Genomic DNA, 11,647 nt, shown 5'->3' on the forward strand with positions numbered 1-11,647 from the left:
ACCAACACCGGCTCCAGCACCGCCAATGGCGGCACGGCGACGGGCGGCACCGCTGTCGGCGTCGGCACCGGCAGCGCCTCGGGCGGCGCGACGATCAGCCCGCCCTCCACCGGCGGCGTCACCGAGACGATCTACCGCGCCGGCGCGACCCTATCGTACGAGGTCGATCTGTTCGGCCGCGTCCGCCGCACGATCCAGGCGGCGCGCGCCGATCTCGCCGCCAGCGAGGCGACGCGCGACGCCACCCGCGTCACCGTCGCCGCCGCGACGACGCAGGCCTATCTCGATGCCTGCGCGCTCGGCCGCCAGCTCGATGTCGCCAACCAGAATGTCGGCCTCGTCCAGCATAGCTACACGATCACGCAGAAGCAGCGCCAGCTCGGCGCGATTTCCGATTATGAGATATCGCGGATCGGCGTGCTGCTCCAGCAGACGCGCGCGCAGGTGCCGCAGATCGAGGGCCTGCGCGCGGCCGCGCTCTACGATCTCGCCGTGCTGATCGGCCGCCCCGCCAATCAGGTTCCCGACATTGCGGCGGGTTGCCACGTCGTGCCACGGCTCGTTCGCCCGCTGCCGGTAGGGGACGGCGCGGCGCTGATCCGCCGCCGTCCCGATGTGCGTTCGGCCGAGCGCACGCTCTCCGCCGATGTCGCGCGGGTCGGTGTCGCCACCGCCGAGCTGTTTCCGACGATCACGCTCGGCGGCGCGATCAACGCCTCGGGCACGGGCTTCAAGTCCGCCACGTCCCGTTCCGGCGTGGCATTCGGTTTCGGGCCGCTGATAAGCTGGTTCTTCCCCAATATCCTCGCCGCGCGCGCGCGCATCCAGGAGGCGGGCGCCGATGCCCGCGCGTCGCTGGCGCGCTTCGATGGCGTCGTGCTGACCGCGCTCGGCGAGGCGGAGAAGGCGCTGGCCAATTATGACGCCGAGCTCCGCCGCAACGCCGCGCTCGCCGAGGCGCAGGCCGCCAGCCAGCGCGCGTTTCAGCTTTCGGGCGTCCGTGTCCGCTACGGATCGATCAGCCAGCTCGAGCAGATCGACGTCCAGCGCGACCTGATCGCCACGCAGAGCGCGCTCGCCGCCTCGGACGCCAGCCTCGCCGAAGATCAGGTCGCGGTGTTCCGCACGCTCGGCGGCGGCTGGCAGGAGGCCCCCGCGATCGATCCCGCGCCGCGCGCGGTCGACGGCACCGGCGGGGTCAGGCTCAAGCCGCCGCAACGCTAGGCTGGGTATGAGCGATTTCGACGCAAGGCCGGAAGACCGAAACGCGCGTCGCAGGTCTATGGGCAAAGGCTGGCATTGGCTTGCCCCAAGGGCTACATCTCGCCGATCTGAGAAGGAGCAACCATGATCCGTATCGCTGCCGGCGCCTTGGCCCTCGTCGCTTTGGCTACCCCCGCCTTCTCCGCCTTGTCGATCGGCGCGAGGGCGCCCGAGATCGCGACGCAGGCGAGCCTCGATGGCAAGCCCTTCGCTTTCTCGCTCAAGGCCGCGCTAAAGAAGGGGCCGGTCGTGCTGTATTTCTATCCCGCCGCCTTCACCAAGGGCTGCACGATCGAGGCGCACGGCTTCGCCGACGCGACCGACGATTTCCGGAAGCTCGGCGCGACGGTGATCGGCATGTCCGCCGATCCGATCGACACGCTCAACAAATTCTCGGTGCAGGAATGCCGCAGCAAGTTCGCGGTGGGGTCGGCGACGCCCACCACGATCTCGGCCTTTGATGTCGTGCTGCCGGTCAAACCCTCGATCTCCAACCGCACATCCTATGTGATCGCGCCCGACGGCAAGGTGATCTTCGCTTATTCGGCGATGGACCCGACCGGCCACATCACCGGCACGATGGACGCCGTGAAGGCATGGCGCGCCTCCCATCCGAAATGGCACGCCTGATCCCGGCGCGATGAGCCGCGGCATGGGACGCATCCTCGCGGGCATCGTGCTCGGCGCGATCATCGCGTTCGGCTGCGTCTGGACGATCGAGGCGATCAGCGGCGCATTCTATCCGCTGCCCACCGGCTTCGATCCCTATACGACGGCCAATACCGGGGTGGAAATGGCGACCGTCGTGCCGTTGCCCGCCAAATTGCTGGTGGTGCTGGGCTGGTGCGTCGGATCGCTGGCCGGCGGCGCCGTGGCGGCATGGCTATCGCGGCGACGGATCGGCGCGTGGATCGTCGCGGCGCTGATCGTGGCGGGCGCGCTTTCCACAGCGGCGGCGATCACGCATCCGACATGGATGGTGGCGGCGGGGCTGCTGCTGCCGTGGCTGTGCGCCTGGGCGGTGCAGGATTTCGCGCGGTTCGGCCGAGCGTTTCCACCGCGGCGCTAGAGGCTGTCCTGCTCAAGCTGGAACGTCACCCCGGCTCAAGGCCGGGGTGACGAGTGTTCAACGTCAAGAGGACAGCCTCTAGCGCCGGAGAGCTCCCGGCATCCGCCGATAGCCCAACCCCCGATCCCTCCCCTTAAGCGGAGAGGAGAAGATCAGCCGGCCAGCCGCTGCTCCAGCGCTTCCTGTTCGGCGAGCAGCGCGGCGGGAACACGGCCCAGCTTTTCGAAATCGGCGGCGCTGGCGCGCGCCTCCTCGCGCCATACCGATTGATCGACGCGCAGCAGTTCGGCGAGATCGCCCTCGGCCATGGCGAGCCCCGAGACATCGAGCGCGCCCGGCGTCGGCAGGCGGCCCACCGGGCTGTCGACGGCTTGCGCCGTGCCTTCGCACCGTTCGACGATCCACTTGAGCACGCGAATATTGTCACCATAGCCCGGCCATAGATATTTGCCGTTGGCGCCCTTGCGGAACCAGTTGACCAGATAGATTTTCGGCAACTGGCCTCCATCCGAATCCGCCGCCTTGCCGAGGCGCAGCCAATGCTCGAAATAATCGGCCATGTTGTAGCCGCAGAAAGGCAGCATCGCGAACGGATCGCGGCGCAATTGGCCCGCCTTGGCCTCCGCCGCCGCGGTCGTCTCCGAGGCGATATTGGCGGCCAGATAGACGCCGTGCTGCCAATCGAAGGATTCGCTGACCAAAGGCACCGCGGTGGCGCGGCGGCCGCCGAACAGGATCGCCGAGATCGGCACGCCGGCCGGATCGTCCCACTCCGAAGCGATCGCCGGGCACTGGCTGGCGGGCACGGTGAAGCGCGCGTTGGGGTGCGCGGCGGGCGCGCCGCCCGGTGTCCAGGGCTTGCCCTGCCAATCGATCAGGCCCTCCGGCGGCGTATCGGTGAGGCCCTCCCACCAGACGTCGCCATCGCCGGTCATCGCCGTGTTGGTGAAGATCGCGTTGGCGTAGAGCGAATCAACCGCATTCTTGTTGGTCATCACGCCGGTGCCCGGCGCGACGCCGAAGAAGCCCGCCTCGGGATTGACCGCATAGAGCCGCCCATCCTTGCCGAAGCGCATCCACGCGATATCGTCGCCGATCGTCTCAGCCTTCCAGCCGGGGATCGTCGGCTCCAGCATCGCCATGTTGGTCTTGCCGCAGGCGCTGGGGAAGGCGGCGGCAATATAATGCGTCTTGCGCTCGGGCGAGGTGAGCTTGAGGATCAGCATATGTTCGGCGAGCCAGCCCTCGTCGCGCGCCATCACGCTGGCGATGCGCAGCGCGAAGCACTTCTTGCCGAGCAGCGCGTTGCCGCCATAGCCCGAGCCGTAGGACCAGATTTCGCGCGTCTCGGGATAATGGACGATCCACTTCTCCTCCTGGCACGGCCACGGCACATCGGCCTGCCCCTCGCCGAGCGGCATGCCGACCGTGTGGACGCAGCGGACGAAGAAGCCGTCGTCGCCGAGCATGTCGAGCGCCTGCTTGCCCATCCGGGTCATCAGCTTCATCGAAAGGACGACATAGGCGCTGTCGGTGATCTCGACGCCGATCGCGCTCTTGTCCGATCCGATCGGGCCCATGCAGTAAGGCACGACATACATCGTGCGCCCGCGCATGCAGCCGTCGAACAGGTCCTGCATCGTCGCGCGCATCTCGGCCGGATCGCGCCAATTATTGGTCGGCCCGGCATCCTTCTCCTCGGACGAGCAGATGAAGGTGCGGCTTTCGACACGCGCGACATCGCGCGGATCGGAGCGCGCGTAGAAGCTGTTGGGGCGCTTGGCGGGATCGAGCTGTATCAGCGTGCCGGCATCGACCAGCAAGGCGCTGAGCTCGGCCCATTCGGCCTCGGAGCCATCGCACCAGCGGATCGAGTCGGGCCCGGCGAGCGCGGCGATCTGTTCGACCCAGGCGACGAGGCCGGGATGTTCGGTCGGCGCGGCGGCGGCCGAGCGCGTGGCCGGTGCGGCCGTAACCGCGCTATCCTCAAACAATCCCGTTGCCGCCACGCAAAAATCCTTCGATCCCAGAGCTTTCCTCACATATCATCATTCGGCAAACGAGTCTCTTCACGCCTGGTGAAGATCGACACCCCCAAAGATACGCGTCGCGGCATCCGATGACATATCAAGGCCAACCACATTCTTGACCGTAGTCCCTATACCGAAGCGTAAACTCATGAATCAAGAAGGTTCGCCGCGTGGATCGTCGACACGCGTGCCAACGTATCCAACACGCTTGGCAGGCAACGATTGACAACCGCTGCACCGCCTATGCACCGTCATTCGACAGCATCAGGATAAGCTATCATGAAGAAGGCTATTTTCGACGCGGCGAGCGCCTTGAAGGGCAGTCCTCCGTATCCGCCGCCCTATGACGCGCCTTGCAAGGGGCGGACGATGTGGATGCTGACCAAGCTGTTCGGCCTGAGCCAGTTCGGGATCAGCCGTGTCGAACTGCCGCCGGGCGTCTGGTCGACGCAGCGGCATTGGCACAAGACCAACGACGAGGCGGTGATCGTGATCTCGGGCGAGCTGACGGTCGTCACCGACGATGGCGAGCAGGTGCTGGGGCCGGGCGACTTCATCGCGTTCAAGATGAACGATCCGGACGCGCACCACCTCCAGAATCGCGGGACCGAGCCCGCGGTCTATTTCGACATCGGCGGGCGCGACATGTACGACGTCTCGACCTTCCCCGATGCCGGCTTCGAGGCCAAGTACCGCTTCGATCTCGGGTTCAGGCCGATCGAGCCATGAGCGAGGGGATCCGCCTCTTCTACTTTCCGACGCCCAACGGAAAGAAGGTCAGCATCGCGCTCGAGGAGATGGGGCTCGCGTACGAAATCGTGCCGGTCAATATTCTGGAGGGCGAGCAGCAGAAGCCCGATTTCCTGGAGATCAGCCCGAACAACCGCATCCCGGCGCTGACCGATCGCGCGGCGGACGGCGGGCTCGTCCGCATCTTCGAATCCGGCGCGATCCTGCAATATCTCGGGCGCAAAAGCGGGAAGCTCTATCCCGCCGACGAGGTGGAGCGCGCCTGGGTCGATAGCTGGCTGTTCTGGCAGATGGCGGGGCTCGGGCCGATGGCGGGGCAACTCAGCTACTTCCTGCGCGCCTCCAAGACGCCCGACCGTGATCCGCGCGACACCTCCTATGCGCTGCATCGCTACCGCAAGGAGGTGGCGCGACTCTACGGCGTGCTGGAACGGCAGCTCACGGGCCGGGGCTTCCTCTGCGACGATTACAGCATCGCGGACATCGCATCCTGGACCTGGGTGGACCAGTATCACGAGCATGCCGGCGGCATGGCGCGGTTCCCCGCCATCGCGGCCTGGTACGAAAGGATCGCCGCGCGACCGGCGGTCCAGCGCGGCATCGCGATATGGATGCCCGAACATACTTCGGGGTGGACCGCGGACGGGCCGGGGACCGCCCCCAAGCCAGCCTGATTGCCCGGAATATATTGCTTCGGCGGAAGGCGGGCGACGGTGCGGATTGCGCCGCCAGTGGCGATCGCGTGCGTCCGGGAAGGGATCGCCCCGTCGATGTCTTGCCGGTCTGTGCCCCGGCATCGCTTGTCCGCCCATCCGGTCGGGCGCATGACGGTAGCGTCGAGGGGCGGAGAGAAAGATGGCAGGGCAGCGTACACTGGAGTCGGTCAGGGTCGATTATCCCGCCCCGCCGCACGTGCCCAAGGACCTGCTCGTCGATCTGAGCTGGGCGCAGGGCTATCTGCCGAGCGACCTCGTCGATCCTTACGAACCGTTCGGATGGCTCTCCGGTCCAGACATTCCGCGCCTGCTCTATACGCCGGCGGTGCCCGGCGTCTCGGCCGAAGGCATGGGCGTCGGCAGCGCCGGCACCTGGGTCGTCACCCATTATGAGGATATCGACCGGGTCTATACCGACAACGCGCTCTTCTCGAACCGCGGCACCGCCGAATTCCAGGCGCTGATCGGCGAGACCTTTCCCTCGATCCCGCTCGCGATCGATCCGCCGGACCATCACAAATATCGCATGTTTCTGATGCCGCATTTCTCCCCGGCGCGCATCACCCGGATGGAAGGCGAGATCCGCGATCTCGTGCGCGAGATGATCGGCGAATTCGCCGGCAGAGGCGAAGTCGATATCGCGTGGGATTTCGCGCGGGCCTATCCGGTGCGCATCTTCATGCGGCTGATGGGCTTCCCGGAGCCGATGTTCGAGCAGTTCCTCGCCTGGGAATGGGACATCCTCCATTCGAACAGCAACGAGAAGATGGCGGCGGCGCTGCGCGGCGTGCTCGCCTTCCTGCGCGGCTTCATCGCCGAGCGGGAGGCCGATCCCGACGATCATCTCGTGTCGGCGATCATCCACGGCAAGATCGAGGGCGAAACGCCGACCGAGGACGAAAAGATCGGAATGGTCTGGTTCCTCTGGCTGGGTGGGCTCGATACCGTGGCCGCGACGATCAGCCAGATGTATCGCCGCATGGCGCTCCAGCCCGAGATCCAGGCGCGGTTGCGCGCCGATCCCTCGCTCGTCCCCACGGCGGTCGAGGAATTTCTGCGCACCCAGCCCATTCTCAATACCGCGCGCAGGGTGAAACAGGATTTCGAGTGGCACGGCGTCACGCTCAAGGCGGGCGATCGGGTCCAATGCTACAACGCGGCCGGCAATTTCGATCCGGCGCGCTTCGATGATCCGCGCGAGTTCGATCCGACGCGCAAGAGCAATCGCCACTTCACCTTCGTCGCGGGCGTCCATCTCTGCCTCGGCGCGCCGCTCGCGCGTCGCGAGCTCAGGATCCTGCTGGACGAATGGTTCAAGCATATTCCCGAATTCCGCATCAAGCACGGGGCGGACATCAGCGTCTTCCCCGGGCTGCTCTCGATCCGCAATCTCCCGCTGGTGTGGGACGTGGCGTAGCGGCGCATCGGGGTTATGCCGGCGGTCTGACCGCGCGCTTGCGCCACCGACACCGTGCTCGCATAGCCGTCTGCGCCGATGCGAATTTGAGATTCGCCGAGATGACAGGTGCATTTCGTGCTCTGGCCAGTTAGCGTCGCCTGGGCACCGCATTGGGAACTGATCGTGGATTGCAGAAAGATCGCGCTGCTTGCGCTGTTGATCGTCGAGACCCCCGCGCTGGCGGTCGATCCGGGCGCGCCGTCGGTGACGCCTCCCGCCGCATTGGTGCTCGATCAGGTGCCCGCGGTGCCGCAGGCGCTCGCCGATGCGACGCGGCCCTATCTGGAAGCGCGGTCGGCGGTGTTTCGGGGCTGGGCGCCGGCGAGCAAGGGCGCGCTGATCACGACGCGGTTCGGCAATACCTCGCAGGTGCACGAGGTGGCGGCGCCGATGGGCGATCGGCGGCAGCGCTCGTTCGAGAGCGATACGATCGCGGCGGCGAGCTATGCGCGCCGCAAGGGCGACGTCCTCGTCGTGCAGAAGGATGTCGGCGGCAGCGAATTCTGGCAGCTCTATACGCTCAAGGACGGGCGGCTGACGCTGCTGACCGACGGCAAGAGCCGCAACGAGATCAACGCCTGGAGCCATGACGGCCGCTGGCTCGCCTATACCTCGACGCGGCGGACGGGCTCCGACAGCGACATCTACATCGTCGATCCGCGCGATCCCAAGAGCGATCGGCTCGTCGCGCAGGTCAGCGGCGGCGGCTGGAGCCTGCTCGATTTCACCGCCGACGGCACCAGCGCGGTGGTGGCGAACCAGATTTCGGTGAACAAGAGCGACCTCTTTTTCATGGATGTCGCCAGCGGTACGATGCGGCCGATCGGCGACCATTCCAAGGCGATCGCATACGGCGACGCCAAATTCTCCTATGACGGCATCCTCTGGGTGACCTCGGACGAGGGTTCGGACTTCCTGCGGCTGGGCCGGATCAACGTCACGAGCGGGCGCTTCATTCCGGTGGGGAACGAGCCCAGATGGGACGTCGCCGACTTCGACGTTTCGGCCGACGGCAAGCAGATTGCCTATGTGCTCAACGAGGAGGGCGTCGATCGGCTCAAGCTGCTCGATACGACGAGCGGCGCGGTGCGCGCCGTGACCGCGCTGCCCGCCGGCACGATCGGCACGCTGCAATTCGCGCCGTGGGGCGCGCTCGGCTTCACGCTCTCGAGCGCCAAGTCGCCGGCCGACACCTACGCGCTCGATCCGGCGACGCTGGCGGTGACGCGCTGGACGATGAGCGAGACCGGCGGGCTGGACGCCTCGCGCAATGTCGAGCCGGAGCTGATCAAGGCGAAGAGCTTCGACGGGCTCGAGGTCTCCGGCTTCCTCTATCGCCCCGACGCGGCGAAATTCCCGGGCAAGCGACCGCTGGTCGTCAGCATCCACGGCGGGCCGGAGGGCGAGGCGACGCCGGGCTTCCTCGGCCGCAGCAATTATCTGGTCAACGAGCTCGGCATCGCGCTCTTCCTGCCCAACGTGCGCGGCTCGACGGGCTTCGGAAAGCGCTTCGTCGCGCTGGATAACGGGCCGTTCAAGCGCGAGGATTCGGTCAGGGACATCGGCGCCTTCCTCGATCGCCTCGCCGCCGACCCGGCGATCGACGCCGCGCGGATCGCCGAGACCGGGGGCAGCTACGGCGGCTATATGTGCTACGCCGCCGCGATCCGCTACGGCGCGCGGCTGAAGGCGGCGAGCTGCATCGTCGCCATCTCCAACTTCGTCACCTTCCTGCAAAATACGCAAGGCTATCGGCGCGACCTCCGCCGCGTCGAATATGGCGACGAGCGCGATCCGAAACAGGGCGCCAAGCTGATCGCGATCTCGCCGCTGACGCACGCCGCCGATCTCAAGATCCCGCTGATGGTGACGACGGGCGGCAACGATCCGCGCGTGCCGCCGTCCGAGGCCGATCAGATGGTCAAGGCGGTGCGCGCCAACAACGTGCCCGCCTGGGCGATGCTGGCCAAGGACGAGGGGCACGGCTATTCCAAGAAGGACAATGTCGATTATCAATTCTGGGCGACGATCCTGTTCTGGCAGCGCAACCTGATCGGCGCGGAGGCGCGTTGACGCCGGGTTCAGAGCGCGTTCAACGCAGCTTCGGCAGAATGGCCGTTATGCAAAGACTGATCCTCTCGCTCGGCATGGCGCTCGCCACCGTTCCCGCTCTGGCCGCCCCCGTTCCTGCTCCCGGCGCGTCTGCCGATCTCGCGCAGGTGCAGGCGCATCTGCGCGCGGTGACCACGATGGTCGCCGATTTCAGCCAGACCGACGCCGCCGGCCAGACGCGGACGGGCACGCTGACGCTCAAGCAGCCGGGGCGCATCCGCTTCCAATATGCGCCGGGCGTGCCGCTGCTGATCGTCGGCGACGGCAAGGCGCTGACGATGATCGATTACAAGGTCGCACAGGTCTCGCGCTGGCCGATCGGCGATTCGCCGCTGTCGATCCTGCTCGATCCCGGCAAGGATGTGTCGCGCTATGTGCAGGTGGTGCCCTTGCCCGCGAACGGCAGCCTGCGCGAATTTCCGCAGGGACGGCTGGTCGTCACCGGGCGCGATCCCAGGCATCCCGAGTTCGGCACGATCACGATCGGCTTCACCCGCGCCGTCGCGGCGCCGGGCGGGCTGGTGCTGGCGGGGTGGACCGTCGCCGACGCGCAGGGCGGACGATCGACCGTGGTGCTGAGCAACCAGCGCTTCAACGTGCCGGTCAGCGACCGCACATTCCTGTGGCGCGATCCGCGGCCGAACGCGCGCCCGCGATAGGCGTGACGGGCGGTAAAAGCGGAGGTTCGCTCGGCCGCGATGCCACGGTTTCGATTGTGTGGAGCGTTTCTGTCTGCACTCATTCATGGAGGCGACAGGATTGCTGGCCTAATCCGCAGGTGCGGTCGCGGAGCCGCCCCCGGGATTCCCCCCTGTTGCTCGAGGGCATAAGCTTCGCCTCCTGCCTGCGCGACGAACGCCAGGTCGGCCCTCGCTCCATGCCCCCGGAGCGAGGGCCATTCCTTCTTGATTGGCCTCAGGCGCCGGCGCGGGCATTCGCCCGCTTGGCTTTCCTCCCCGCCGTGTGGCGGGTCCGGACGCGCGTTCGCGCTTGCGGAGCTTCGCTCCGTTGCTCAATATCGAGGGGCTTGCTGGCAAAGCCGGCGGGGCGGCGCTACATCGCGCGGCGATGACCGCGCTCAAGATCGCATCCTGGAATATCAATTCGGTGCGCGCGCGGATCGGGATCGTCGAACGCTTTCTCACCGAGCAGCAGCCCGACGTATTGTGCTTGCAGGAAACCAAGGCGATGGACGATGTCTTTCCGGCGGAGCCCTTCCGCGCGCTTGGATATCGCCACCAGCGGCTGCATGGGCAGAAGATGCACCATGGCGTCGCGATCCTGAGCAAGATCCCGATCCACGATGTCGACGACGCCTGCTGGCGCTATGACTGGCAGGATAATGGCGAGGCGCGGCATGTCGGCGTGCGGCTGGATCTCGGGGCGGGCGGGAGCTTCCGGATCGAGAACGTCTATGTGCCCGCGGGCGGCGACATCCCCGATCCGGCGGTCAACCCCAAATTCGCGCAGAAGCTGGCGTTCGTCGAACGGATGACGCGCTGGGCGGAGTGCCTGGCCGAGCCGACGTTGCTGGTCGGCGATTTCAACATCGCGCCGCTGGAATCGGATGTGTGGAGCCACAAGGCGCTGCTCGACGTCGTCAGCCATACGCCGGTCGAGGTCGCGGCGCTCGGCGGGCTGGCGGCGGCGCACGACTGGGTCGATCTCGGGCGGCATTTCTATCCGGCACCGCAGCGGCTGTTCACCTGGTGGAGCTATCGTTCGCCCGATTGGACGGTCAACGATCGCGGGCGGCGGCTCGATCATATGTGGGCGAGCGCGGCCATGGCGGCGCGCGCGACCGGGCACAGGGTGCACGAGGATTGCCGCGCGTGGCTCAAGCCATCGGATCATGTTCCCCTGGTCACCGAGTTCGCGGTGTGAGCGGTAACGCGAGGGCGGCGGCGCGCGCGATCGATGCGCTGCGGCGCGGCTGGCCGATTCGGATATCGGGCGAGGATGGCGCGATCAGCGTGCTGGCGATCGAGACGGTGGACAGGCTGCGGCTGGCGGCGTTCGATCCGCAGTCCAGTGCGGGGGTGCTGCTGTCGGCGGAGCGCGCGGCGACGCTCAAGCTCGCCAACCAGCGCGACGCCGCGACGCCCGGCATTCCCACGCTGATCGCGCGCAGCCCGTGGCTCGATCTCGGCGCGGCGGTGGCGCTGGCCGATCCGGCCGCCGATCTGGCCAACCCGCTCAAGGGGCCGTATCGCGCCGCGCCGCTCGCGGCGGTGGCGGCGGCCGATGC

Annotated in this window: 10 protein-coding genes and 1 pseudogene; 10 read left to right on the top strand and 1 reads right to left on the bottom strand. The window is 67.0% G+C overall.

Translation table 11 applies throughout. From position 1 onward, the window contains the following. From HUU94_RS07380 to HUU94_RS07390, 3 genes are all read left to right on the top strand, one after another. The coding region (locus tag HUU94_RS07380) for a TolC family protein (protein WP_174274447.1) at positions 1–1,224 on the top strand (1,224 nt) is incomplete at its 5' end. A 123-nt stretch (positions 1,225–1,347) separates the two neighbouring features. Then, positions 1,348–1,893: a peroxiredoxin gene (locus HUU94_RS07385; protein ID WP_174274448.1), complete on the top strand. Its 546-nt coding sequence runs from the start codon at positions 1,348–1,350 to the stop codon at positions 1,891–1,893. Positions 1,894–1,915: 22 nt separating this feature from the next. Next, on the top strand, positions 1,916–2,332 hold the full coding sequence (locus HUU94_RS07390) for a hypothetical protein (protein ID WP_174274449.1): 417 nt from the start codon (positions 1,916–1,918) through the stop codon (positions 2,330–2,332). Positions 2,333–2,484: 152 nt separating this feature from the next. Here HUU94_RS07390 and HUU94_RS07395 read toward each other — a convergent pair whose 3' ends face one another. Further along, positions 2,485–4,374, bottom strand: coding sequence for a phosphoenolpyruvate carboxykinase (GTP) (locus HUU94_RS07395; protein ID WP_254602028.1), 1,890 nt, complete (start codon positions 4,372–4,374; stop codon positions 2,485–2,487). A gap of 267 nt (positions 4,375–4,641) precedes the next feature. Here HUU94_RS07395 and HUU94_RS07400 point away from each other — a divergent pair, with 267 nt between their 5' ends. The 7 genes and pseudogenes from HUU94_RS07400 to HUU94_RS07430 all read left to right on the top strand — a co-directional run. Continuing rightward, positions 4,642–5,091 (top strand): cupin domain-containing protein, encoded by a 450-nt coding sequence (locus HUU94_RS07400; RefSeq protein WP_174274450.1) that lies wholly within the window; start codon positions 4,642–4,644, stop codon positions 5,089–5,091. Next, on the top strand, positions 5,088–5,786 hold the full coding sequence (locus HUU94_RS07405; protein WP_174274451.1) for a glutathione S-transferase family protein: 699 nt from the start codon (positions 5,088–5,090) through the stop codon (positions 5,784–5,786). The genes HUU94_RS07400 and HUU94_RS07405 overlap by 4 nt, the downstream gene beginning before the upstream one ends. A 181-nt stretch (positions 5,787–5,967) precedes the next feature. Further along, entirely contained in the window at positions 5,968–7,245 is a 1,278-nt protein-coding gene (locus HUU94_RS07410) for a cytochrome P450 (protein WP_174274452.1), read from the top strand. Positions 7,246–7,353: 108 nt separating this feature from the next. Then, entirely contained in the window at positions 7,354–9,360 is a 2,007-nt protein-coding gene (locus HUU94_RS07415; RefSeq protein WP_254602029.1) for a S9 family peptidase, read from the top strand. A gap of 47 nt (positions 9,361–9,407) precedes the next feature. Next, on the top strand, positions 9,408–10,058 hold the full coding sequence (locus HUU94_RS07420; protein WP_174274453.1) for a LolA family protein: 651 nt from the start codon (positions 9,408–9,410) through the stop codon (positions 10,056–10,058). A gap of 409 nt (positions 10,059–10,467) precedes the next feature. Then, a complete protein-coding gene (locus HUU94_RS07425; RefSeq protein WP_174274454.1) occupies positions 10,468–11,283 on the top strand; it encodes an exodeoxyribonuclease III in 816 nt (271 codons plus the stop codon). Further along, a pseudogene (locus tag HUU94_RS07430) lies at positions 11,280–11,647 on the top strand (GTP cyclohydrolase II); the annotation flags it as partial. The gene HUU94_RS07425 and the pseudogene HUU94_RS07430, both read left to right, overlap by 4 nt.

It is taken from the genome of Sphingomonas bacterium (genome assembly GCF_903644055.1).
Taxonomy (GTDB): Bacteria; Pseudomonadota; Alphaproteobacteria; order Sphingomonadales; family Sphingomonadaceae; genus Sphingomonas_I.